Origin of the sequence: Halorussus marinus (genome assembly GCF_004521895.1) — an archaeon.
In the GTDB taxonomy this organism is placed as follows: domain Archaea; phylum Halobacteriota; class Halobacteria; order Halobacteriales; family Haladaptataceae; genus Halorussus; species Halorussus marinus.
Window position 1 is genome coordinate 134,578 of record NZ_SBIR01000001.1, and the last position, 25,129, is coordinate 159,706.

General features: G+C 67.6%; 20 protein-coding genes and 1 tRNA gene. 16 read left to right on the forward strand and 5 right to left on the reverse strand.

Annotated features, from left to right (window positions below; genetic code table 11):
• Nucleotides 1-15 precede the first annotated feature (15 nt).
• From EPL04_RS00655 to EPL04_RS00665, 3 genes are read left to right on the forward strand one after another with little or no spacing between them, the layout of a single operon-like run.
• Nucleotides 16-1,047 carry a zinc-dependent alcohol dehydrogenase gene (locus EPL04_RS00655; RefSeq protein WP_134668487.1) on the forward strand — a complete coding sequence of 344 codons (1,032 nt, stop codon included), beginning with the start codon at nt 16-18 and terminating at the stop codon, nt 1,045-1,047.
• 52 nt (nt 1,048-1,099) lie between these two features.
• Nucleotides 1,100-1,477: a 6-pyruvoyl trahydropterin synthase family protein gene (locus EPL04_RS00660; RefSeq protein WP_134668489.1), complete on the forward strand. Its 378-nt coding sequence runs from the start codon at nt 1,100-1,102 to the stop codon at nt 1,475-1,477.
• A gap of 1 nt (nt 1,478) precedes the next feature.
• Entirely contained in the window at nt 1,479-2,333 is an 855-nt protein-coding gene (locus EPL04_RS00665) for an SAM-dependent methyltransferase (protein ID WP_134668491.1), read from the forward strand.
• A gap of 355 nt (nt 2,334-2,688) precedes the next feature.
• Here the strand turns inward: EPL04_RS00665 and EPL04_RS00670 are convergent, their stop codons facing one another.
• Together EPL04_RS00670 and EPL04_RS00675 are read right to left on the reverse strand one after the other, a co-directional pair.
• A complete protein-coding gene (locus tag EPL04_RS00670; RefSeq protein WP_134668492.1) occupies nt 2,689-3,363 on the reverse strand; it encodes an SOS response-associated peptidase in 675 nt (224 codons plus the stop codon).
• A 4-nt stretch (nt 3,364-3,367) separates the two neighbouring features.
• Nucleotides 3,368-4,552, reverse strand: coding sequence for a CBS domain-containing protein (locus tag EPL04_RS00675; RefSeq protein ID WP_134668494.1), 1,185 nt, complete (start codon nt 4,550-4,552; stop codon nt 3,368-3,370).
• Between the two features lie 181 nt (nt 4,553-4,733).
• Here EPL04_RS00675 and EPL04_RS00680 point away from each other — a divergent pair, with 181 nt between their 5' ends.
• Both EPL04_RS00680 and EPL04_RS00685 read left to right on the forward strand, forming a co-directional pair.
• Nucleotides 4,734-5,942 (forward strand): RNA-guided endonuclease InsQ/TnpB family protein, encoded by a 1,209-nt coding sequence (locus tag EPL04_RS00680; protein WP_134668496.1) that lies wholly within the window; start codon nt 4,734-4,736, stop codon nt 5,940-5,942.
• A 54-nt stretch (nt 5,943-5,996) separates the two neighbouring features.
• The gene (locus EPL04_RS00685; protein WP_134668498.1) at nt 5,997-6,389 is read left to right on the forward strand and encodes a cupin domain-containing protein; all 393 of its coding nucleotides are present in this window, start codon (nt 5,997-5,999) and stop codon (nt 6,387-6,389) included.
• Here EPL04_RS00685 and EPL04_RS18530 read toward each other — a convergent pair whose 3' ends face one another.
• Entirely contained in the window at nt 6,390-6,563 is a 174-nt protein-coding gene (locus tag EPL04_RS18530) for a hypothetical protein (RefSeq protein ID WP_167599382.1), read from the reverse strand.
• A 231-nt stretch (nt 6,564-6,794) separates the two neighbouring features.
• On the opposite strand from EPL04_RS18530, the gene EPL04_RS00690 reads away from it, so the two are divergent.
• From EPL04_RS00690 to EPL04_RS00710, 5 genes are all read left to right on the forward strand, one after another.
• A complete protein-coding gene (locus EPL04_RS00690) occupies nt 6,795-8,849 on the forward strand; it encodes a DEAD/DEAH box helicase (RefSeq protein ID WP_134668500.1) in 2,055 nt (684 codons plus the stop codon).
• 94 nt (nt 8,850-8,943) lie between these two features.
• On the forward strand, nt 8,944-9,243 hold the full coding sequence (locus EPL04_RS00695) for a HalOD1 output domain-containing protein (protein ID WP_167599383.1): 300 nt from the start codon (nt 8,944-8,946) through the stop codon (nt 9,241-9,243).
• Nucleotides 9,244-9,396: 153 nt separating this feature from the next.
• On the forward strand, nt 9,397-11,217 hold the full coding sequence (locus EPL04_RS00700; protein WP_134669001.1) for an SLC13 family permease: 1,821 nt from the start codon (nt 9,397-9,399) through the stop codon (nt 11,215-11,217).
• A gap of 81 nt (nt 11,218-11,298) precedes the next feature.
• Nucleotides 11,299-11,371 (forward strand) — tRNA-Pro (locus tag EPL04_RS00705).
• A 132-nt stretch (nt 11,372-11,503) separates the two neighbouring features.
• Nucleotides 11,504-12,118: a hypothetical protein gene (locus EPL04_RS00710; protein WP_134668501.1), complete on the forward strand. Its 615-nt coding sequence runs from the start codon at nt 11,504-11,506 to the stop codon at nt 12,116-12,118.
• A 66-nt stretch (nt 12,119-12,184) separates the two neighbouring features.
• On the opposite strand, the gene EPL04_RS00715 is transcribed toward EPL04_RS00710, so the two are convergent.
• Nucleotides 12,185-15,793, reverse strand: a complete 3,609-nt coding sequence (locus EPL04_RS00715; RefSeq protein ID WP_134668503.1) for an InlB B-repeat-containing protein — start codon at nt 15,791-15,793, stop codon at nt 12,185-12,187.
• A gap of 135 nt (nt 15,794-15,928) precedes the next feature.
• Between EPL04_RS00715 and EPL04_RS00720 the strand changes: the two genes are divergently transcribed.
• The gene (locus EPL04_RS00720) at nt 15,929-19,036 is read left to right on the forward strand and encodes a right-handed parallel beta-helix repeat-containing protein (RefSeq protein WP_134668505.1); all 3,108 of its coding nucleotides are present in this window, start codon (nt 15,929-15,931) and stop codon (nt 19,034-19,036) included.
• 497 nt (nt 19,037-19,533) lie between these two features.
• On the opposite strand, the gene EPL04_RS00725 is transcribed toward EPL04_RS00720, so the two are convergent.
• On the reverse strand, nt 19,534-20,607 hold the full coding sequence (locus EPL04_RS00725; RefSeq protein WP_134668506.1) for a succinylglutamate desuccinylase/aspartoacylase family protein: 1,074 nt from the start codon (nt 20,605-20,607) through the stop codon (nt 19,534-19,536).
• 174 nt (nt 20,608-20,781) lie between these two features.
• On the opposite strand from EPL04_RS00725, the gene EPL04_RS00730 reads away from it, so the two are divergent.
• From EPL04_RS00730 to EPL04_RS00750, 5 genes are all read left to right on the forward strand, one after another.
• Nucleotides 20,782-22,878 (forward strand): minichromosome maintenance protein MCM, encoded by a 2,097-nt coding sequence (locus tag EPL04_RS00730; protein WP_134668508.1) that lies wholly within the window; start codon nt 20,782-20,784, stop codon nt 22,876-22,878.
• Nucleotides 22,879-23,190, forward strand: coding sequence for a DUF7854 family protein (locus tag EPL04_RS00735; protein WP_134668510.1), 312 nt, complete (start codon nt 22,879-22,881; stop codon nt 23,188-23,190). It begins immediately after the preceding gene.
• A 116-nt stretch (nt 23,191-23,306) separates the two neighbouring features.
• A complete protein-coding gene (locus EPL04_RS00740) occupies nt 23,307-23,933 on the forward strand; it encodes a DUF7504 family protein (RefSeq protein WP_245154505.1) in 627 nt (208 codons plus the stop codon).
• Between the two features lie 36 nt (nt 23,934-23,969).
• A complete protein-coding gene (locus tag EPL04_RS00745; RefSeq protein WP_134668512.1) occupies nt 23,970-24,308 on the forward strand; it encodes a DUF7855 family protein in 339 nt (112 codons plus the stop codon).
• Complete coding sequence (locus tag EPL04_RS00750; protein WP_134668514.1) at nt 24,305-25,111, forward strand: DUF7856 family protein; 807 nt, start codon at nt 24,305-24,307, stop codon at nt 25,109-25,111. The genes EPL04_RS00745 and EPL04_RS00750 overlap by 4 nt, the downstream gene beginning before the upstream one ends.
• Nucleotides 25,112-25,129: the final 18 nt, after the last annotated feature.

Here is a 25,129-nt window from a genome sequence, read left to right on the forward strand (position 1 = left end):
GGGGGACCGGCTGAGATGAGCGAGCGCGCACGGTCGCTGTACTTCGAGGCGCCCGGCGAGGTCGCGCTCCGCGAGCGGGCGGTCCCGGAGCCGGGTCCCGAGGAGGTTCGGGTCGAGACCGCGATCTCGGCGATCAGCGCCGGGACCGAACTGCTGGTCTACCGCGACGAGGTGCCGACCGAGATGGCTGTCGACCCGACGCTGGAGGCGTTCGACGGCGACTTCTCGTTTCCGGTCAGCTACGGGTACGCCGCCGTCGGGACGGTGACCGCCTGCGGCGATCGGGTCGACGACGCGTGGCGCGGCCGGTCGGTGTTCGCGTTCAATCCCCACGAGTCGCAGTTCCTCGCGGCCCCCGACTCGCTGATCCCCGTCCCCGACTCGCTGTCGGCGACCGAGGCGGCGCTGTTGCCGACCGCCGAGACCGCGACCAATCTCGTCCTCGACGCCGCGCCGGCGGTCGGCGAGCGGGTCGCGGTCCACGGCGCCGGCGTCGTTGGGCTGTTCACGATCGGCCTGCTCGCGGCGTTTCCCCTCTCGTCGCTGGTCGCGGTCGACCCCCTTCCGGGTCGCCGGAACCTCGCCGCCGAACTCGGCGCCGACGAGACGCTCCACCCCGACCGTAGCGACCGACTCGGCGATCGCCGGGACGCCGACGAGCCGCCGGGGCTGGACCTCGCGGTCGAGATCTCGGGCCGGCCCGCCGCGCTCGACGACGCGGTCGACGCGGTCGGCTACGACGGCCGGATCGTCGTCGGCTCGTGGTACGGCCAGAAGCGCGCGGACCTCGACCTCGGCGGGGAGTTCCACCGCGCCCGGATCGACATCAGTTCGAGTCAGGTCAGCACCATCGCGCCCGATCGACGCGGCCGGTGGACCACCGACCGCCGGCTCGACGCCGCGGTCGACCTGCTCGAACGGGTGCCCGTCGAGGAGATCGTGACCCACCAAATCCCGTTCGACGAGGCCCCGCGGGCCTACGACCTCCTCGACGGCGCCGACGCGGGCGAGGGGTCGCCCCTGCAGGTGCTTTTGACCTACGACTGAGCGATCCGCGACTACCCGGAGAACTAAGAGCTGAGCACCCTAGAACCGGACCGTGTACGAACTGTCCGTCTCTCGCGACTTCGTCGCCCAGCACTTCCTGACGGTGCCCGACCCGGGACCGGAGGGCGAGGTTCACAGCCACCACTTCGAGGTCGCGGTCCGGTTCGCGGGCCCCGAACTCGGCGAGTACGGCTACCTCGTGGACATCGACGCGGTCGACGAGGCGCTCGACGCGCTCGAAGCCCGCTACCGGGACGCGCTGTTGAACGACCTCCCGGAGTTCGCCGACGCGAACCCGAGCGTCGAGCGGTTCGCCCGCGAGTTCGGCGACCGGCTCCTCGCGGAGCTCGACCCCGAGACGCCAGACCGGCTCGCGGTCCGGATGTGGGAGGACGACGCCGCGTGGGCGAGCCACGAGCGGTCGCTCTGAGATGGTCGACGACCACGCCCGGATCGACTACCTGAACGCCAAGCGCTCGGTCGACGAGCGCGCGTTCGCGCGGTCGGTCCGCGAGCGACTCCTCGCGGCGCTCCCCGAGCGCCCGACGGTGTTCGAGGCCGGCGCCGGCACCGGCGTGACCGTCCCCCGACTGCTCGAGTGGGGCGTCGAGGCGGGTCGCTACCGGGGGGTCGAACGCGCCGAGGCGCTGGTCGAACACGCCCGGACGGCCCGCGCCGCCGAGCTCGAGGCGGCCGGCTACGACCCGGTCGAGACCGACCGCGGGTTCCGGGTCGAGGAGCTCTCGGTGGCGTTCGAGGCCGGCGACGCGCTGGCGGCCGTCGATGGCGTCGACGCCGGCCTCGACCTGCTCGTCGCGCAGGCGTTCATGGACGTGGTCGCGGTCGAGCCGGCGGTCGCCGCGTTCGAGCGCGCCCTCTCGCCGGGCGGGCTCGCGTACTTCCCGATCACGTTCGACGCCGGGACCATATTCCAGCCGAGCCACCCCGCCGACGACGCCGTCGAGCGGGCGTACCACCGCGCTATCGACGCCCGGGAGAGCCGGGACAGCCGCGCGGGCAGACGCCTCCTCGATCTGCTCGGGCGGGCCGACGGCGACCTGCTCGCCGTCGGGGCCTCCGACTGGGTGGTCCGGCCCCGCGACGGCTCGTACCCCGCCGACGAGGCGCTGTTTCTGTCGTGCATCCTCGACTTCGTCGCCGACGCGCTCGCGGGCGGCGAGGTGGCCGAGTTCGACGACTGGATCGAGACCCGCCGCGACCAGCTCGCGGCCGGGGAGCTGAGCTACGTCGCCCACCAGTACGATCTGCTCTACCGGGCGCCCTGACGCCGGTCGGGGGCGGTCCGGGGGGCCGTACGCGGTCGTAGCGTCGGTCTGTCGCGTCACAGTCGCGTCCTGTGGCGGGGAACTCGCCCCATAACAAAGTCCGAACCCGCCAAAGCAACTGACGCGCCCGGCGGCTCGGGCGCAGTAACAGGACGGCGACGTCCGGCGGAGCCGGAGGCGCTGGTGGCGGGCTGGCCTCCCGCCGTCGTGTCACCAACCCTCCCACGAAAGTTCTCGTTCCGGGTCGCCGTCACTCTCGGTATCTCTCCTTTCGGTTCCGTTCGACGCCGAGCGGTCTCCCCGTTTCGCGGACGGCCGGCGGGGCTTCCGAGCGACCTCGACGGCGGACTCCGGCCTAGAAGTCGCCGAGCCCGGTCTGGACGTCCTCCTCGGCCGGGACCTCCTCGATCACGTCGGGCGAGTCGTTCGCGGGGTCGTTGACCGCGTCCGAGACCGGGTAGGCCCGCAACTCCTCGGCGGGGAACGGATCGAGCAGATCGACACCGCCCTCGCGGAGCCAGCGGCCCTCCTCGCCCGGCGAAAGCATCACCGGCATCCGGTGGTGGATCGGCTCGACGACCGCGTTGGGCTCGGTCGTAAGGACGGTGAACGTCGGGTCGTCGGCGCCGGTCGAGGCGTCCGCGCGGGCCGGCTCCCACAGCCCCGCGAACGCGAACGGCTCGCGGTCGGCCCGCTCGATCCGGTAGGGCTGTTTGCCGGTCGGGACGGGTTTCCAGTCGTAGAAGCCGTCGGCGAGGACGAGACACCGCCGCTCGGCGAACGCCTCTCGGAAGCTTGGCTTGTCGGCGACCGTCTCGGATCGGGCGTTGATGTGGCCCGAGCCGTCGCCCCACTCGGGGACCAGCCCCCACGTCGGGAACCGAATCTCGTCGGGGGCGTCGTTCAGGACCGCGGGGTGGTCGTCGCCCGGCGCGACGTTGTACCGCGGTTCGAGCGGTCGGACCGGCTCGGCGTCGAAGCGCTCGCGGACGCGCTCGGCCGAGGCGAAAAGCGAGGTTCTCCCACACATCGTCTCAGAAGGGCTGTTCGGTCTCGCGGGTCGGCTCCTCGGCGGGCGTGACCTCGCTGATCCGGCCGGTCTGCTGGATGACCTCGAACGCGGTCATCAGGTCGGTCCGGGAGATGAGCCCCGCGAGCTCGCCGTCGTCGTCGACGACGAGGAGCCGGCCGATGCCGTGTTGCTGGATCCGCTCGAACGCGGTCATCGCGTCCTCGTCGGCCCGGATCGTCTTGAGCTCCCGGGACATCACGTCGGCGACGGTGTAGGCATCGCGCTCGACCTCGTTGACATCGCGAGCGTCTTCGAGGGTCACCATCCCGACCGGCTCGCCGCTCTCGATCACGGGGAAGCCGGTGTGGCGCTCGCGGAACATCGCCTCCAGCAGGTCCGAGACCGACGTGTCCGGGGTGACCGCGTCGAGCTCGTCGACCTCTGTCATGACGTCGCGCACCCGGACGTTGCGAAACGCCGTGCTCATCACGGTCTGTTGGGCCTCGCTGGTCGCGCCGACGTAGATGAAAAACGCGATCCCGATGAGGACGATGTTGAACTGGAGCAGTCCGAACAGCCCGAGCAACACCGCAAACAGCTTGCCGACCTCCGCGGCGATCCGGGTCGCGTCGGCGAACGGCCGGTTCCGGGCGAGCAGTGCCCGGAGGACCCGCCCGCCGTCCATCGGGAACCCCGGCAGGAGGTTGAACGCCGCGAGCACGAGGTTCATCAGCGCGAGGTAGCCGAACACGAACCGGACCGTCGGGAGTCCGGTCGGGATCACGAACAGCGCGGCGTACGAGAGCACGCCGAGCGCGATGCTGACCGCGGGGCCCGCGATGGCGATGGCGAACTCCTCGCGCCACTCCTCGGGCTGGTCGCTGAGTTGCGCGATGCCGCCGAAGATCCAGAGCGTGATCGAGTCGATCGGGAAGCCGTATCTGATCGCCACCAGCGAGTGGCCGAGTTCGTGAAGCACCACGCCGGCGAACAGCCCGACGGCCGCGACGGCGCCGAGCACCCACTGCGTTCCGTCGGCGGTGAGCGGGCCGGCGTCCAGATCGAGCGCCCACAGCATGTTCAGGTTCTCGACCCACAGACCCACCTGTGACCCGATGAGCCACGCGAACACCGGGAGGATGAGGAGAAACGTCAGGTCGAGCTTGATCGGAATGCCGAACGCCCGACCCACTGTGAAACTTCGCATACCTGTGGGTTACCGTGGCAGACCCTTAACAGTATTTGGTCGCCCGTTCGGGGGCTTCGTGGGACGACAGTCGGCCATCCCGGCGGTCTGTGCCGGCGGTTCGACGGTGGCCCGGGTCGGTCCCGTCCGGCGACCGTCAACCCAAGTATTCAAGAGGCCCCCGGAGACAGTCACGAACAACGTGGCAGACACCGAGTACTGCAGACGGACGGCGGTCACGGGTCTCTCCGTGTCTCCGACGGACGCCACACGGCTCCGCGAGCTGGTTTCGGAGTGGAAACGCGGCTGTCAGCTCGCGGTCAACGAGGCGTGGGGTGTCTGTCACACGCGGAGCGAGGTCCAACAGCTCGCGTACGACGAACTCCGCGAGCACACCGACCTCAGTAGCCAGCACGCGGTGTTGGCGACCCACCGAGCGGCCGAGGCGATCAAACGCGCCGGCGAGTCGGGGACCAAACCCGAGTTCACCAGCCCGACCGTCGCGTTCGACACCCGCACGATGACGGTGTTCGAGGACCGCACGGTCAGCCTCACGACCACCGACGACCGGGTCCGGTGTGACCTCGATCTGCCGGCCGACGGCGGCTACCAGTCCCGATACCTCGACGGCGAGGAGTGGGAGCCCGCAAAGAGCGCGCTCCGCTACCGCGACGGCGAGTTCGTCTTCCACCTCGGCTTCCGGACGCCCAAGCCCGCCGTCGACCCGCCGACCGAGGGCGCGACCGTGCTCGGGGTCGATCTGGGCGTCGAGAACCTCGCGGTCACCAGCACCGCCCGGTTTTTCCCCGCGGGCGAACTCTCCCACCGCCGCGAGGAGTTCGAGCGCGTCCGGGAGTCCCTCGAAGCGACCGGCACCCGGAGCGCGTCCCGGACTCTCCGGCAGGCGGGCTACCGGACCGACCAGTTCGTCACCCATCGGCTCCACGAGATCGCCAACGGCATCGTCGAGGAGGCGACGCGCTACGACTGCGAGCTCGTCGCCTTCGGCAAGCTCGCGGAGGTCCACGACCTGCTCCCCGAGGCCGACCCCTTCCACGAGTGGCTGTTCGAGCGGCTCCTCTCGATGGTGGAGTATCGCGCGGCCGCCCGCGACATCGCCGTCGTGGAGGTCAACCCCGAGTACACCAGCCAGCGGTGCATGGAGTGTGGGTTCACCCACCCGCAGAACCGCGACGTCGAGGCCGGCCACTTCGAGTGTCTCAAATGCGAGGCGTCGGCCAACGACGACTACAACGCCGCCAAGAACATCGCGTTCCGGTGCGTGCGACGCGGCCCGCTCTCCTCGCGCGGGCTCGGCGCGGCGGCGTGTGCGCTCCAGTCGGGCGTCGTGACCCCAGACGACGGGTTCACGCCGTACGCGGAGCTGTCAGACCCGCCGCTGTCGGACTGACGCGCTCGCCGACCGAGCCGACCTTTTAAGCGCTCGCGTGCGTAGGACATCCGTATGAGCGAGCAAGTCGAGTCGGTGATCCGGCGCGGAGACGACATCGAGTACGAGAACGTCGGCGCGGCCGACGGGATGCGAAAGGGCGTGCTCGTCGCCGAAGAGCACGGCGCCCCGAACTTCGCGATCCGGCGGTTCGAACTCGACCCCGGCGCGTCGGTCCCCGAGCACACCAACGACGTCGAACACGAGCAGTACGTCCTTGCGGGCGAGTACGTCGTGGGGATCAGAGAGCCGTCCGAAGCCGACGGCGAGGAGTACACCGTCAGCGCGGGCGACTCGCTGCTCATCCCCGCCGGCGCCGTCCACTGGTACAGAAACGAGGGCGACGAGTCCGGGGCCTTCCTCTGTGCAGTTCCGAACGGCGACGACGAGATCGAACTGGTGGAGTAGCTACTCGTACTCCGGCAGCGAGACGAGCGCCGAGATATCCGCCGAGATCCACGCCTCGGAGACGCGTCGGTCCTGCATCCGCACGGTCGGGCGGCCGTCCGTGGCGTCGTCTATCTGTAACTGGACTTCCTCGTCGAACCGCGCCGGCAACTGCTCGTTTTGGCTCCCCCGCATAGGTCTGGTACGTCCCGCGGTTGCGACGAAGCGGGCTTTGTTATTTGCCGGTTGCCGAACGGAATTGTGACGATAACGAACCCGTCGGGGGAGTTATCCCGAGCTTACCGACCGGTATCGTCGCGTTTCGGGCGGTCGCGACCCGCCCGGTGACGGTCGTCGACGCCGCGCGCTCGGCGGCCGACCGACCGTTCCGAACCGCTCAAATACCGCGAGCCACTATCGGGTGGTGTGTCGAAGCAGGTCCCGCAGGTGGACACGCTGTTCCTCCACGAGCAGTCCGGCGACTACGTCGCGGTCGTGAACCGCGACGGGTCGCGCGTGTTCCGCGCGAAGCTCGAACTGAAACAGACCGACGCCGGGCCCCGCCCCGGGAAGCTCCGGGTCCAGCGCGGGTCGAGCGAGGAGCTACGCGACCCGGACCAGTTCGTGGAGATCGCCCGCAGGGCCGACCGCATCCGGATCTCCGAACAGACCCCGTCGTCGAGTCGAACGGAGCTACGGGAGATGCTCGACGGCTACCAGCTCGACGCCAAGGTCGTCCGGACCTGTCGGCTGTGTGCGTCGAGCGGGCGCTACTCGCCGATCACGAGCGAGACGGCCATCGACGCCGGCGAGGAGTACATCTGTCCCGACTGCGCCAAAGAGGAGCTAGAGCGTGAGCTCGCGTTCCACGGCGACCTCACCGGGCAGGCCCACGACCGGCTCGAAGACCTCCTGCTCGAAGTGCAGGACCTCGAACGCATCACGAACCTCCTGAAGGGACAGCTCGACCCCGACCTCACGAAGTTCGACGAGATCAGCGCCAACGTCGAGGACGTCGAGACGGTCCCGGTCGACTCGCTCGGGCTCCACCCCGGCGTCCAGAACCTCCTCGAAGACCGCTTCGAGGAGCTGTTGCCCGTCCAGAGTCTGGCGGTCCAGAACGGCCTCCTCGACGGCGAGGACCAGCTCGTGGTGAGCGCCACCGCGACCGGCAAGACCCTCGTCGGCGAGATGACCGGCCTCGACCGGGTGCTCGACGGGAAGGGCAAGATGCTGTTTCTGGTGCCGCTGGTCGCGCTGGCCAACCAGAAACACGAGGACTTCGAGGAGGAGTACGGCGACCTCGTGGACGTGACCATCCGGGTCGGCGCGAGCCGGGTGCGCGACGACAGACAGGCGTTCGACCCGAGCGCGGACGTCATCGTCGGCACCTACGAGGGCGTCGACCACGCGCTCCGGACGGGTCGGGATCTGGGCGACATCGGGACGGTCGTCATCGACGAGGTCCACACCCTCAAAGAACAGGAGCGGGGCCACCGCCTCGACGGGCTCATCGCCCGGCTGAAACACTACTGCGAGACCCGCGCCGAGCGCCGCGAGGCGTACGACGGGGCGCAGTACGTCTACCTCTCGGCGACGGTCGGCAACCCCTCCGGGCTCGCCGAGTCGCTCCGGGCGAACCTCGTCGAGTACGAGGAGCGGCCGGTCCCGCTCGAACGCCACGTCACCTTCGCCGACGGCCAGGAGAAAGGCGACATCGAGAACAAACTGGTCAAACGCGAGTTCGACAGCACGTCCTCGCAGGGGTATCGCGGCCAGACTATCATCTTCACCAACTCCCGGCGGCGGTGTCACGAGATCTCCCGGAAGCTGGAGTACAGCTCTGCGCCGTACCACGCGGGCCTCGACTACGGCCGTCGGAAGACCGTCGAGCGCCAGTTCGCCGATCAGGACCTCGCGGCGGTCGTGACGACCGCGGCGCTGGCGGCCGGGGTCGACTTCCCGGCCTCGCAGGTCGTGTTCGACACCCTCGCGATGGGGATCGAGTGGCTCTCGGTCCAGGAGTTCCACCAGATGCTCGGGCGAGCGGGCCGGCCGGACTACCACGACCGCGGGAAGGTGTACGTGCTGGTCGAGCCAGACGCCGCCTACCACAACAGCATGGAGATGACCGAAGACGAGGTCGCGTTCAAGCTCCTGAAAGGCGAGATGGAGAACGTCCGGACGCTGTACGACGAGAGCGCCGCCGTCGAGGAGACGCTCGCGAACATCACCGTCGCCGGCACCGAGACCAAGCGGCTCAACGAGCGGATGATCGGCGAGGTGCCGACCAAGCACGCGCTCGGCAAGCTCCTCGAATACGGCTTCATCGACGGGCTCGAACCCACCGACCTCGGTCGGGTGGTCACCAGCCACTTCCTCGCGCCCGACGAGGCGTTCAAGATCCTCGACGGCATCCGGAAAGACACCGACCTCTACGAGATCGCGGCCGAACTCGAACTCCACGGCGACGAGGAGTGAGACCGCCCGCGACCGCCATCTGGGCGCGACGACCGGGAGCGTCTGACGCTCGTCTGCCGGAGTTTCATATGCGGTAGCTGCCAATGCGTTGATAATGGCCACGGCAAACCCCGAGAGCTCCGAACGCGCGGTCGCGCCCAAACACGAAGCGTACCACGACCCGGACGGCGACGCCGCGCTCAGCACGACGGTGATCAACGCGGTCGCGGCCGCCGAGGGCGTCGACCCGACCCACCGGAACCTCCAGTTGTACGACGCGCTCGATCTCGAAGCGCTCGACTCGCTGTTCGAGCGCCGCTCGCGCGGGGACCACTGGCGCTTCGAGTTCGGCGTCCACGATCTCGTGGTCGTCGTCCACGGCGACGGCTGTATCGCGGTGTACGACGACCGCTGACGCTCCCGACGCTCGCCGCCCGGTCGACGACCGACCGGGCGCTCGACGCTCGCTGAGGGGGATCGCCGTCGCCGTCAGTCCGCACTATTTTTGTTCACCCGCCGAGACGTATCCGCCGTGGTACTCCCGGAGCTGACGGCGGGTGTCGGCGGCATGCATGTCGTCTTCCTCGTCATCCTCGTCGCGCTTGTGCTGTTTGCCACCGAGCCGGTTCCGATCGACATCACCGCGATCGGGATCATGGTGGCGCTGATGGTGCTCGAGCCGTGGACCCGGGTCTCGCCCGCGGAGGGCGTCTCGGGGTTCGCCAGCACTGCCACCGTGACGGTGCTCGCGATGTTCGTGCTGAGCTACGGCGTCCAGCGTACCGGCGCGGTCCAGATTCTCGGCCGGAAAATCGCGGCGTTCACCGGCGACGACGAGGGCCGCCAGCTCGGCGCGACGATCGGCGTCGTCGGCTCTATCTCCGGGTTCATCAACAACACCGCGGCGGTCGCGATCCTGCTTCCGATGGTGACCGACCTCGCCCACGAGGGAAAGACCTCCCCGTCGAAACTGCTGTTGCCCCTGTCGTACGCCTCGATGTTCGGCGGGACGCTCACGCTCATCGGCACCTCGACGAACATCCTCGCCAGCGACCTCTCGGCCCGGCTCGCGACACAGGACCCCGCGGCGTTCGGCGAACTCCACGCGTTCTCGATGTTCGAGTTCACCGCGCTCGGGCTGATCGTCTCGGGGGTCGGGACGGTGTACCTGCTCACGGTTGGCCGGTGGCTCACCCCCGCACGCATCCCGCCCCGCGAAGACCTCACCGAGGAGTTCGAGCTCGAAGAGTACCTGACCGAGGTCGTCGTCGAGGACGACTCGCCGCTGGTGGGCCGGACCGTCGCCGACGCGCTCGCGGAGACCGACTTCGACGTCGATCTCGTCCAGCTCATCCGGGGCGAGACGACGTTCGCCGAACCGCTCGGTCCCAAGGAGATCCAGTCCGGGGACGTGTTCGCGCTCCGGACCGACCGCGGGACGCTCGTCGAGCTCATCGACGCCGAGGGGCTGGCACTGCTCCCCGAAGTCGACGTGACCGACGCCGAACTCGAGGGCGGCGACGACACCGGCCTCGCGCGAAGCCTCGTCGAGGTGGTCGTCGCGCCCCGGTCGTCGCTGGTCGGCGAGAGCCTCGCCAGCGCGAGCTTCCGGGACCGGTACGACGCGACGGTGCTCGCGCTCCGGCGGGGGCCCGAGTACATCCGCGAGCGCATGGACCACGCCGAACTCCGTGTCGGGGACACGCTGTTGGTGCAGGCGACCGCCGACAGCGTCTCGCGGCTGAACGCCAACCGCGATTTCATCGTGGCCCAGGAGATCGAGCGCCCCGACTACCGGGAGTCGAAGATCCCGCTCGCGCTCGGGATCGTGGCGGCGGTCGTCACGGTCGCCGCCCTCGACGTCCTCCCGATCATGGTGTCGGCGCTGGCCGGGGCGCTCGCGATGGTCGTGACCGGCGTGCTCAAGCCCCCGGAGGTGTACGACGCCGTCGAGTGGGACGTCATCTTCCTGCTCGCGGGGGTCATCCCCCTCGGGATCGCGCTCGAGAAGACCGGCGGCGCGGACCTGCTCGCGGATCTGGTGGTCGCCTCGGCCGACGTGTTGCCCGCGATCGCGGTCCTCGGGCTGTTCTACGTCGTGACCGCCCTGCTCACCAACGTCATCAGCAACAACGCCAGCGTCGTGTTGATGATCCCGGTCGCGGCCGAGGCCGCCGCCCAGCTCGACGCCAACGCCTTCGCGTTCGTCCTGGCGGTCACGTTCGCGGCCTCGACCGCGTTCATGACGCCCGTCGGCTACCAAACGAACCTCTTCGTCTACGGTCCCGGCGGCTACCGGTTCACCGACTACATCCGGGTCGGCGCGCCGCTTCAGTTGCTGTTCGCGATCGCCACGACCGCGGGCATCGCGGTGATCTGGGGCGTCTGAGGCGCGCGGGTCGCTGATCGGCGCCGTCGGCCGCGACAAACGAAACCCTTTACAGGTGTTCGCGCGCTACGTACACGGTACGGGACCGTGGGGTAGCTTGGTATCCTTTCGGCCTTGGGTGCCGATAACCCCGGTTCGAATCCGGGCGGTCCCATCCAGTTTTGCTCCGTCACGGCGGAGTCGGCGTCCTCGGGAACGTCTACGGCCGACGTCCGGACGTAGCCTTGTCTTTTTCGATCACTCACCGTGGTTAACGTTTTTATACGGAACGTGTAACGTCTCGAGTATGAGATACGCTCTACTCGTCTGCGTCGTTCTGGTCTCTCTCTCGGGTTGTGCCGGCGTGTTAGACGAAAGCCCCGAATCGACTACCGCTCGGGTCACCACTCAGGACTCCGTCGAGCAAACTTCGACGGTTTCGACGCCGACCACGCTTTCTCCTACGACCGATCTGGTAGAGTTGAACGTCGAGTCCGTCGCCCTGTCCGGGAACTACACGCTCACGAAATCGCCGAACCAATCCAACACCGAACTGAGCGACGTCTCGAACATCCGAAAGAGTCAGAAAAACATCTTCGCCCGAGAGGGCGACGCAGGAACGCAAACTCCGATAGCCGTCCAGTCGACGCTCGTCCTCGTCGACCAGACCGCCGACTCGGCGTCGGTGGCCGCCGAGATACTGGACTTGTACACTGACGCCGAAGGCGTCGAGTTCACGAGCGGCGATATCCGGAGCTTCGAATACACCACTCCGAGCGGATACGACGCCACGATCTCTATCGCCGTCTACCAGAACGCGATCATCTACGCCACCGAAGTCGGCGGGAACGGTCATTACACGCAGGTCACCGAAGACGTGACCGAGCGAGTGCTCCGTCACGCTGAGCGGCGAGCGCCCTAACGAGACGGTATCCGGTTCCCGGCCGAGGACCCTCGTGAATTCGGTCGCGGTCGCTTGCTTCAGACATCACCCATCGTGAACGTCGTCCGCGATACGGTCCAGTTCCGAATTGGAGAGCGACATCGTCTCGTCGTACCCCGTCCCGTCGCTCGGACCGATCGTTCCCTCGTCGATAGCGTCGGCGCGTTTGAACTGCGCGGGGTCGATTTCGTCGGTCCCTTTCAGGGTGATTTGGTCGGCTTCGTGTCGCTCGACGTACGCCATCGCTTTCCGGAGCTCGGTCCCGGCCTTCCCCGCGTCGTCGACCGCGGACTTCGTTTCCCACACGCCGACGACCTCGCCGTCTTTCACGACGACGTGGTCGATCTCACCCGCCGAATTCCCGTTTGCTCTGACGATCTCGACGTTGTCAACGACTTTCACGTCGTCGCCGTATCGGGCCGGAATAACCGTCGCACGGGCGACGATCTCCCCGAGTTCGCCCCGGGCGTTACTGAGATCCTCGATCCTCGCGACCGCGTCGAGGCGCCGATCGATCAGCCCGATGTCCGCTCCCTCCGTCCCGAGCCTCTTGAGATCCTGCCGATCGAATCCCGCGTCGAGGAGACGCGACCCCGCGCCGTCGTGGATCTCGTCCAAAATCCTGACGAACTGGCTGTCGAGCACGTCGAACCGGGCTGCGAACTTCGTCAGCTTCCGCACCTCCATGTACTTCGCGGCCTTCCCGAATATCTGGGTTATCCTCGGCGTGTCGCCGACGGCTGGAACTAACCCCACGACGGTGACGCCAAGTTCGACCCCCTTCTGTTCTATGAGGTAGTTCGAAATATCTCGCACGTCGCCGAAGATGGCGATTCCGCTGATGATCCAGCCGGTCAGGTAGTCGACGTTGTTGTGGGAGTCTTCGGCAAAGCAGTACTCCCCGCAGACGAATCCCATGCCGAACTCCTGCCACTCGCTCACCCGGTCGTCCATGATCGTGTCGAGCGTCCGCTTGCTCTGCTCGGTCCCGTTGAACGCGATCGTGACCGTCTCGTCGTCGTCCGCGATTCGGACGCTTTCGGAGAACGTCATGTACTCGGATTCGGTGAGTTCCGGGCGGTACACGACCCGGTACTCGCCCGGCGGAACGTCCTCGAAGACGAACTCTTCGTCTCCCGGTGCGGTGACCGACGCGTCTAACTCCGGGATCGAAACGACCCACTCGCCGGAGGACTCTCTCGACTCGGGAACCGACGTGTCTTCGAGTCTCAGCGCGACGGTTCGTTCACCCTGAACCGAGAACTCGACGTCTTCGCGATCCTCGGACCGTTCGAGCCTGACCGTTCTAACCGCCAGCACGTCGCCGTGGCCTGCAGAGCGAACGTAGGCGGTGTAGGTGCCCGGTTCGAGCTCGTCGAACTCGGCCCGTCCGTCGCCGCCGACCCGGACCTCGGCGCCTTCGACCTCCTGAATACCGACGCGGGCATCGCGGGAGACGGTACTCTCAGACTCGTCGATTTCGACGACCAGTTCTTTGGACGCCGCTGGGTCGAAGCCGGCAGTCAGCGATCGGGCTCGATCCATGGTCACTTCGATCGACCGGTCGTCGCGATCGACGAGACCCACGTCGCCTTCCCATCCCGAGAACTGGGTCTCCGGTTCGGGCTCGGCGATGAGCCGAACCGTCGTTCCGTTGGCGTAGGATCGGCTGAACTCGCGGTTTCTGCTGTTGGGGGGAACGACGCGGACCGATCCGTCGCCGTCTGCCCGCGCCGTCAGCTCGTACTCCTGGGTCTCGCTCTCGAAGACCGCGGTGAGCGACCGGGCCCGATCCATGGTCACCTCGATCGACCGGTCCTCGCGGTCAGCGAACCCAACGTCACCGTTCCAGCCGACGAAACGCGCGTCCCCCTCGGGGGTAGCCGTTAGCCGAACTTCGGTCTCTTCTCGGTACGTTCGGGTGAACTCCTCGGTCGACACTCCCGGCGGGGACACCGCTACTTCGCCGTCGCCGTCGGTTTCGGCTTCGAGTTCGTAGCCGGGCGTCTCGAAGGTGGCGGTGAGCGACCGGGCCTGATCCATGGTCACCTCGATCGACCGATCCTCGCGGTCGGCCGTCCCGACGTCGCCCTCCCACGCCTCGAACTCCACGTCGGGGTCGGGGTCCGCGATCAGCTCGACTTCGGCGTTTCGTTCGTACCGGTGTGTGAAGTCTTCGGTCAGAACGCCCGGCGGGGAGATCCGCAGATCCCCGCCCTGTTCTGCGTCGGCCCGGAGTCGGTACTCCGCGGTCTCCTCCTCGAAGGTGGCGGTGAGCGACCGGGCCTGATCCATGGTCACCTCGATCGACCGATCCTCGCGGTCAGCGAATCCGACGTCGCCCTCCCAGCCGGTGAACTGCGACTCGCTGTCCGGCTCTGCCACCAGTCGGACCTCGGTTCCGTCCTCGTAGTCGCGGCTGAACCGTCGGTCCCGAACACCCGGCGGATAGATTCGAACGTCTCCGTTCTGTTCGGCCTCTACGTCTAATTCGTGTTCCTCGGTTTCGTCCTCGAAGGTGGCGGTGAGCGACCGGGCCTGATCCATCGTCACTTCGATCGATCGATCGTCGCGGTCGGCCGTCCCGACGTCGCCCTCCCACGCCTCGAACGCCATCTCGGGGTCGGGGTCCGCAACCAGTTCGACCTCGGTGTCTTCCTCGTAGGTGCGAGCGAAGTTGTCGGTCCGGACGCCCGGCGGGAAAATCTGTAGATCGCCACCGCGTTCGGATTCGGCCCGGAGTCGATACTCGTCGGTTTCGTCCTCGAAGGTGGCGGTGAGCGACCGGGCCTGATCCATGGTCACTTCGATCGATCGGTCGTCGCGGTCAGCGAATCCGACGTCGCCCTCCCAGCCGGTGAACTGCGACTCGAACGCCGGCTCGGCGGTCAGTCCCACGACGGTGTCTTCCTCGTAGCTCCCGTCGAAGTTCTCGGTCGTGACGCCCGGCGGATAGATCCGAAGGCTCCCGTCGCCCTCGGTGTCCGCGTCGAGGTCGTAGCTCTCGGTTTCGGGGTCGACCTCGACTTCGACTCTTCTCACCCCGAAGTCCTGCGTATCGTATGCGTCGGGCGACTCGGGCGCGTTGAACTTTCGGTCGGGGTCCTCGTCACCGGAAAGTGTCGTTCGCACGTAGAAAACCAGCGTCCCGGTCTCCTCGGCGGTGATCTCGGTCGAGAACGAGTGTTCCGCACTGCCCTCCCAGTAGGAGTCTCCCGGCGTCCCGGCCTCCGCGAGTGCGTACTCCGCTGTTATCCGGTCGCCGTCCTTGTCGTAGACCTCCTCACCCGCGTCGAACCTAGCCTTGTAATCGAGGCTCGTCGACAGGTCATCGAACCGATCTCCCTCGGAGAACGACGGCGACGAAACGGTGATCGTAGAGAACTGCCCGGCTCTCCCGCCGTCGTTCTCGGCTTCGACCGCGATGTCGAACGTGTCACCGACCGTCACCCGGTCGGGGGCGTCGACGGACATCTCCGGTTCGGGATCGGCCCGGGCCTGACTCATCTGCGGGTGGGCCTGGGCGGTGTCGGGACGCTCTACACCCCTCGGTGCGGCGCCAGAGGCGGCTCCCAGTTGCGTGCCCATCGCACCCCCGACGGGTGCGGTCACCAGCAGAATCGCAAAGACGACCGCCACACTCTCTCTGAGCATTAGCTGTCTCCTCTCGGACGTATCTGGGTCATTATAGATACATAAAACCTACTCCCGATCTACACACCGGAGCCCGCCAATTTCACCGATTAGCCAACGAAACGATTTATACCGCTCCTCTTTCTGGTGACACGTATGGGCATCGTATCGTCCCGGAAAATCGCCGTCTTCTGTCTCGTCGCCGTCGTTCTCGCGCCGACCGGAATCGCGACGAGCAGTACGGCTACTATAACGTATATCGAGGACGATATAACCGGCGAGACGACGTGGTCCGCCGAGGAGGGACCGTATCGGATCGCCGAGGACATCACGATCGAACGGGGGGCGACGCTCGAAATCGAACCGGGAACGACCGTCCAGCCCGCCGAAGATATCACGATCACCGTCCGTGGGAATCTCACGGCGAACGGAACGGCGGCGGCTCCGGTCGGATTCGAGACGGCTCCGCAGGCGCCCGCGGACATTCACTGGGGGACGATTCGGTACAACGGCTCGTCGAACTCGCGGCTCTCGCTGTCTCACACGACGCTCGAAACCGCCCGGAGCGCCGTTACGGTGACGAGTAGCGAAGGCACGGTCGACCTTTCGTCAGTCGCGGTCCGGTCGACCGCGCGGAGCGGAATCGAGGTCACGGACGTCTCGGTCCCGCCGCGGCTCTCGATCGCGGACTCCTCGTTCGCCAATATTAGCGGCCGCGGGGTCGCGATCGCGCCCGCTTCGGGCGCCGTAGCGGGCTCTGAGATCCGGCCGAACTTCACCGAACTCGACGCGCGAGCGACCCACCGTATCGCGCTGTCGACCCGAACCGACGTCACCGGTGACACGCTGGCGGTCGACTATCGGGGCCACGGTGACGTCGACCGAGTCACCGCGTCGTCGATCGAGCGGTTCGGCATCGACACGAACGGGGACGGAGAGATCGACCGGTCGCTCGCGTCGCACGTCGAGGCCGTCGGCCACCGATCCAACGCCTTCGCGATCGAACTGAACCGCTCGGTCCGGCTTCGAGCCGACGAGTCGCTTCTCGTGCGATACGATAACGTGACCAATCCCAAAACGTACGGAACCTACCCGGTTTCGATACGGATCCGCGACCGCGGGGTCGAACAGCTCGCGGACACGACGCTCCCGCTCAATATTCGAACGACCGAGCGGGCCCGAGCCCTGGGAGAATCCGACGGGAGTCGCGCCTCGCGGTTCCGGATCGTCGACTCGACGTTCGAGGCGATCGACGATCAGGCGGTGTTCGTCGCCGCAGAGACGGCCCGGAACTTCGAGGTTCGGGGCAATCTAATCCGGGGTATCGGCGGGAGCGGACTCGCGGTTCGGAGCGAGCGCACCGCGGACTTTCAGGTGTCCCGGAACCGGATTTCCGAGACCGAGACCGGCATTCGGATCTACACGCGCAACGACGCGCTCGGTCGCTTCGAGATCACGTCGAACACGATCACGCAGAGCACGACCGGCCTCTCGGTCCGACACACTCATATGGGCCGGTCGACCGTCGACAGGCTCTCGATGCGGGTCGCGGACAACCGGATCGCACAGAACAGCCGCCACGGGATCTCGGTCGTCGCGCACCGGGCACGACTCACCGGCCTCGACGTCCAGCACAACGAGATCACAGACAACGGTCGCGCCGGCCTCTATCTCGGCGGCGGCCACGTCGTCCACTCGACGCTCGCGAACAACACTATCGCGGAAAATTCGAACGTCGGCGTCGCGATCGAGAGCGAGCAGGCCCGCCATCTCCGAGTCGCGGACAACGAGATCGGGCGAAACGGCGATCACGGATTGTCGCTTCGGACCGAGCTCCTCGTTGACAACGTCTCGGTCGATTCGAACACCGTCTTCGACAACGCGGCGATCGGGCTCGATCTCGACAATCAGCTGACCCACGCAGGGACGCTCAACGTAACGCGAAACACCGTGACGGCGAACGCGTACGGCGTCCGCATCGCGGGATCGGTCGATGCCAGCGTCCGGAACAACTCGATCGTCCACAACACGTACGGGTTCGACACGCCCGCTCGACTCGCCGGCTACGCGCCCGGAACCGGAATGATCGTCGAAGAAGGCGCAGCCGGGGCCATCTTCCGGGCCGGAGACGTCTCCGAACAGCTCACCGAACTCTTGGACGATCCGGACGTCCGTGCCAAGTTTGGACCCGGCTCCAGCGACGACTCGATGGTCGTGCTTCGACCGGACGGTCCGAACACGCTGTGGAAACCCGATCGGTCGGCTCTCACCGTCCGAACCCTCACGAGGGAGCTCCCGACCGGGATCGTCCTCTCGAAGGACGACGACCGGCGGGCACGAGTCCGCGTGCGCGATAACGACGTGTACGGCCACCGACGCGGCATGGTCGTGAACGTGAGCACGCTCGTCGACGCGAACACGACGACGCGACTGCTGCTCAACGCGACACAGACCGTCGTCGCCGAACGCAACTACTGGGGCGCACCGGACGGCCCGACTCACTCCTCGATCCACCCCGAGGGCACCGGCGACCGGATCGTGACTCGCAACGGCTGGGTCGATTTCCTCCCGAGCACCGCCTCGCACGTCCACGCCCCGAAGCATCGTCCGCAGGCCAACCTCACCGTCTCGACGACGACCCCGAGGGTCGGCGAGGAACTCAGAATCTCGGCCGCCGGCTCGTCCGATCCCGACGGCGCGGTCGAGACCTATCGGTTCAGGACCGACGGATCCGAGCGGACCGCGACCGACCCGGTGTTCGCGGTCACGTTCGAGCGCCCGGGCGAACGCACGGTGGCGATCTCGGTCGAAGACGAACTGGGCGTCGAAAGCGCTGATCCAGCGACGGTGACGCTCACGGTTCGGGACCGACAGAACGCGACCGACGAGCCGAACACCACGACACCGACCACGACCGGATCGGCCGAGCGGGCAACCACGACCGTCGCCGAGACTACGACACAGAGCGCGGACGTGTCGCTCTCGGGAGCGCCGTTTTTCAGCTCGATCGGGGGCTTTCTCGGGTTCGTCTTCTACGGAATCGGGCTAGTTCTGGGCTCGTACGGGGCCCTCCAGACCGTTCGCTCGACGCCCGTGACCGTGAGCGGGCTCACGATCAACGGGTTCGCGGCCGGCGGCGTTCTGATCTGGATCGGGTTCGGGCTCTTGGGCACCGACGGCTTGCTCAGGATCGGTGTCGGCGCCGGCGTACTGTGGCTCGCGCTCGTTCTCGCCCTCTGGGCGCTGTCCGTCGTCCTCGACTGACACGACCCCGACACGCGGCCGATTTCTCGCCGTCCTCGCCGACCGTCGCGCGGTCCGAGTCCGGTCGCCGACGCGCGAACGTCGAACAGTTCGGTCGCGCGGTCGGTCCCCGAGTGGATCGCGGTGTCGACGAACCGGAGCCACTCGGCCGGGATTTCGAACTCCTCGGAGTCGACCGTCGTGAGACAGCCGCCGTTCGGGCCGAAAATCCGCCACTGCTCGCCGCGGGTCCGGTCGCTCGGCGCCCTCGCGATCCGGTGGTCCCGGTAGGTGAGTTCGGCGTCCCGCGGCTGGCGTTCGGTGTACGCTCGCCGGAGGCGACCGCGTTCGGTCGGGAGTTCGTGGCGTTTTCGACTCGAACTCATCACGAGCGGGGAGACGCGCTCCGAGCCGATAAACGTCGGCCGTGTGCGAAGTGAAAGTGAAACTGAAGCGACGCGAACGCTCCCGGTCGATCGCAGTCGTCTCGACTTCCGACCGACCCACGCCCCGATTCGTCACTCGCCGTCGCGTTCGACGACGACGTCGTCTTCGTCGCGGACCGCGAGGTAACACAGCGCATCGTTTTCGTACACCGCGACGCCCTCGGTCCGACCGACGACGTAGCCGTCGCGTTCGGACTCGACGGTCGCCTTGTGCTCGCCGTGGGGCGTGACGATGTCGGCCACGGGGTCGCCCGCCGCCACGACGTCGCCCGGTTCGACGCGGTGGCGGACGATCCCCGGCGTGTCGGTCCGCGGGTGCTGGGCGCGCCGGACCGAGTAGTCGACGGGCTTTTTGAACCCGGGGTCGGCGGCGGCGACCTCCTCCGGGACCGATTCGAGCATCCCGAGCGCGACCATCACCCGATAGCACCCCGCGACACCCGCCGCCGTGATGTCGTCGTCGACGACGCTGTGGCCGCCGAGTTCGGGCGTCATCGCGGGGATGCCGGCCACGTCGAGCGCCGCGCCGGTGGTCGAGCGCTGGAGCCCCCGGTCGGTGTACTCCGGCTCGGGGTACTGATTGAGCACCGGCAGTCCGAACGCTTCCACGAGTCGGCCCTGCGTCTCGGCGAGCGTTCGGGCGGCCGATTCGGTCCGGCGGTCCCCGTAGAACACCCGGTGGCGGATGGTGAACGGCACCGAATCGACGACCGACGTGTGGAGGTTGACGAGCGCGTCCGCCGAGTCGGCGAACGCCTCGTAGACGCGCCGGTCGATCAGCTCTTGGACCTTCGGCGGCCGAGTGGTCTCGGCGTCGGGGTCGGGGAAGTAGCGGTTCGGGTCGTCGTCGTGGTAGTAGGAGGTGCGCTCGTTGCGGCGCAGTCCCGCGGGGTTCAGGTTCGGGATGCAGACGACGGTGCCGGCGAGGCCGGTCGGCAACGTCTCGTCCATCGTATCCTGGGCGACCGCGAGCCCGGTCGCCTCGTCGCCGTGGAGCGTCCCCGTGATCCAGAGCTCGGGGCCGTCCGCGTCGCCCTCGGCGACGACGACGGGCAGGCGTTCGGCCCCGCCCGTCGGCAGGTCGGTGACGTCGAGGTAGCCGGTCGCCAGCTCGCCCGGGTCCGCGTCCGCGGTACCGAGTTCCATGTGTCACTCCTCCGGGTGCGGGTACAAAAGTCCGGACAATCCAGCAAAGGGGTTCGCCCACTCGGTCACAGTGCCCACCGCGACCCGACCGCAAGCGGGGCGCGCCGACGCCACGTTCACTTTCGGCCCGCTTTACGAAAGTTCTTACCGGAGGAGGAACTACGAGACGACCGAATGGCTCGCGCGGAGAACACCGAACTAGTCGACGATTTCGAGCAGTTCTATCGGCGGTACTACAGCGACGAGATCGGGGCGCTCGCCGCGAAGTACCCCGGCGAGCAGCGATCGCTGTACGTCGACTGGAACGACCTCTACCGGTACGATGCGGACCTCGCGGACGACTATCTCTCTCAGCCCGAACAGCACCAGGAGTACGCCGAGGAGGCGCTTCGACTCTACGACCTCCCGGTCGACGTGAGCCTCGGGCAGGCCCACGTCCGGGTTCAGAACCTCCCCGAGACCACCGACATCCGCGCGATCCGCGCCCGCCACGTCAACACCATGGTCGACGTCCAGGGCATCGTCCGGAAGGCGACCGACGTCCGGCCGAAGATTCAGGAGGCCGCCTTCGAGTGCCAGCGGTGTGGCACGCTCACCTACATCCCCCAGAGCGGCGGCGACTTCCAGGAGCCCCACGAGTGTCAGGGCTGTGAACGTCAGGGCCCCTTCCAGATCAACTTCGACCAGTCGGAGTTCATCGACTCCCAGAAGATCCGGGTCCAGGAGAGCCCCGAGGGACTGCGCGGCGGCGAGACGCCCCAGAGCATCGACGTCCACATCGAAGACGACATCACCGGCGAAGTGACGCCCGGCGACCACGTCCGGGTCACCGGCATCCTCCACCTCGAACAGCAGGGTAGCGGACAGGACAAGTCCGCGGTGTTCGACGTGTACATGGACGGCGTCGCGGTCACCATCGAGGACGAGCAGTTCGAGGACATGGACATCACCGACGAGGACAAAAAAGAGATCGTCGAGCTCTCGAACGCCGACGACATCTACGAGCAGATGGTCGGCTCGATGGCTCCGGCCATCTACGGCTACGAGGAAGAGAAGCTCGCGATGATCCTCCAGCTGTTTTCGGGCGTGACCAAACACCTCCCCGACGAGTCCCGGATCCGCGGGGACCTTCACATGCTGTTGATCGGGGACCCCGGAACGGGAAAATCCCAAATGATTTCGTACGTCCAGAACATCGCCCCGCGCTCGGTGTACACCTCCGGGAAGGGGTCGTCAAGCGCGGGGCTTACCGCCGCCGCGGTACGCGACGACTTCGGCGACGGCCAGCAGTGGACCCTCGAAGCCGGCGCGCTCGTGCTGGCCGACCAGGGCATCGCGGCGGTCGACGAACTCGACAAGATGGCGCCCGACGACCGGTCGGCGATGCACGAGGGGCTCGAACAGCAGAAGATCTCGGTCTCGAAGGCCGGCATCAACGCGACGCTCAAGTCCCGGTGTTCGCTACTCGGTGCCGCGAACCCCAAGTACGGCCGGTTCGACCAGTACGAGCCCATCGGCGAGCAGATCGACCTCGAACCCGCGCTCATCTCGCGGTTCGACCTCATCTTCACGGTCACCGACCAGCCCGACGAGGAACACGACAAGCGCCTCGCCCAGCACATCATCCAGACGAACTACGCGGGCCAGCTCAACACCCAGCGCACCGAGATGAGCGCCCCGAACATCACCCAAGAGGAGGTCGAGAGCCAGACCGAGGAGGTCGCGCCGGCGATCGACCCCGACCTCCTGCGCAAGTACATCGCGTACGCGAAGCGCAACTGCTTCCCCACGATGACCGAGGAGGCAAAGCGGACCATCGAGGACTTCTACGTCGACCTCCGGACGAAAGGCGCCGACGAGGACGCGCCGGTCCCGGTCACCGCCCGGAAGTTAGAGGCGCTGGTCCGGCTCTCGGAGGCCAGCGCGCGGGTTCGACTCTCCGACGAAGTCGAGGTCGAGGACGCCGAGCGCGCGGTCGAGATCACCCGATCGTGCCTCCAGGACATCGGCGTCGACCCCGAGACCGGCCAGTTCGACGCCGACGTGGTCGAGACCGGCACCTCGAAGACCCAGCGCGACCGCATCAAAAACATCAAACAGCTCATCGCCGATATCGAGGAGGAGTACGACGACGGCGCCCCGGTCGACGTCGTGCTCGAACGCGCCGAGGACATCGGGATGGATCACTCGAAGGCCGAACACGAGATCGACAAGCTAAAACAGAAAGGCGAGGTGTACGAGCCCTCGACCGACCACCTGCGGACGACGTAGATGGACCGCATCTCCGCGCTCCGTAACGTCGAGGACGCGCTGGCGGACTTCGAGGCCGGCGAGGCGGACCTCGAAGCGACCGAGCGCCGGGTCCTGACGGTGTTGCGGACCTACGCGACCGAGTTCGAGGAGGAGACGCTCTCGGCGTACCGGGCGTCGGGAGCGCCGTCGGTTGAGGGCCTCGTCGTCGTCGCCGAGTCGCCCGCACAGGCGCGTCGGCGCGTTCGGGAGCTGACGGCGACCGAGCCAGAGGCCGGCTCGGACGACGAAGACGGCGACTGGGGGGCGTTCGAGGTCGAACCGGTCGAGTGACGCCGCGATGGTTCCCGTCAAGAGGGGAAAATAAATAAACTAGGTCCTCTAAGAAGAAAGCAACGCTCACGTCTGTCGAGCGGTCGAGCGTGCGAGTCCGAACGTACGATCCACCGATGCAAACGAAGCGAAACAACGAACCAGGGCCGCCGTGGGACGCCGTCGGACCGGGTACCTGTACGCTGGTCCTGGCGCCGTCGCTGCACGACGCGACCGACGAGGCGTGCCTCAACCTCCTCTCGCTCGACGACCCCGCCGACCAGAACGTCATGTGGGTCACTTACACCCGCTCGCCGGACGCCTGCATCCAGGATTGGCTGGCCCACGCCGGCGAGCGCCCCCGAAACATGCGGTTTGTCAGCGTCGGCGAGACCACGCGCTCGACCTCCGCGGTGTCGAACGCGGCCAACGGGCGAAGCGAGGTGGTCGAGACCCTCTCGAACCCCAGCGACCTGACGGGACTCGGGATCAAACTCAGCGAGATTCTCAAAGAGTGGACCCGCAACGACTACCCGACCACCGCCTGTTTCGACTCGCTGACCGCGCTGCTCCAGTACGCCGACCTCCAGACGGTGTATAAGTTCCTCCACGTCCTGACCGGCCGGTTCGACGCGGCCGGCGTGACCGCCCACTTCCACCTCGACCCCGACACCTGCGACGACCAGACCGTCAGTACGCTCACGTCGCTGTTCGACACGGTTGTCGAGTTCGACGACGGCGAGTGGAACATCCGGTCCAGATGACGTAATTTTAAGTTCGAAACGGCCGAATTTTTCGGCGTGCTCCTAGTCGTAACGTACTCCAAGGCGGCCCGCCAGACGCTTCGAAACGTCTGTAACGGCCACGACGAGGCGGTCGTCCAGCGACTCGGCCGCGCCGCGCTCCTCGAACCGACCCGGCTCGGAGCGTTCCTCGCGCTCCGACTCCGGGCGAAACACGCGGGCGACGTGCAGATCGAGCGGACCGACCCGTTCAACGAGTTTCGCGACGCCCCCGAGGCGGTTCGGCGCGCCGCCGCCGCGTACGAGGACCGAGCGCACCCGAGCACGCCCTACCGAGCGTTCGCGGCCGGCACCGACCACCCGGATCCGAGCGCGATGGCCGGGACGGAGCTGTGAGGGTTCGGCGGTCGACCGAGACGCGGACGGGCCGGGCGATCGACCTCTCGGACTGGAACGTCTCGGCCGACGTCGTCGGCGACGCGGTTCGCGGCGACGACTCCGACGGCCTCGCGATCGCGTGCCCGCCGCCCGGCCCGGTCCACGAGCACGTCGGCGTGATTCGGCCCCGGATCGAGTTCTCCCGGCGAGCGGCGCTGGCGGCGGCCGCTCGCTCCCGGGGACGGACCGCGCCCCAGGACGGCGAACTGGCTCGGATCCGCGAGCGTCTCGACGCGCTGGATCCGGCGCCGGTCGGCCTCGCGGACGCGCGCCGACGCGTCGCCGACGCCGAGGGGTCGGAGGCGGCGGTCCGCGAGCGCGTCGCCACGCTGCAGGGCCGCGTGCAGGCGCTCCGGGAGACCGACGGGGATCCGAGCGACGCCGAGGCCGAACTCGCGGACGCGACCCGCCGGCTCGCCGACCTCGAAACCGAGCGGATCGCGGCCGAACAGACGCTCGCTCGCGCCCGCGAACGAGCCAGAGAGACCCGGGACGCCCGGCGCGAACGCCTTCGGCTCCGGGATCGGGCGGACAACCTCCGACGGCGCGCACGCGAGCACCTCGCGGACGCGCTCGGGCCGGCGTTCGAGCGCGTTCGCGGGGCGGTTCCGGGCGAGACGCCCCCGTCGGTCACCGCGGCGCTCGCGGTCGCTCGCCTCGCTGACCTGACCGCGCCGATCGTCATCGACGCCGAGGCCGCCGGATTCGAGGCGCCGAGCGCCGCCGCGACGTGGCTCGACGCGCCCGTAATCTGCGTGTAGGTTTAACACCGAAGCCGC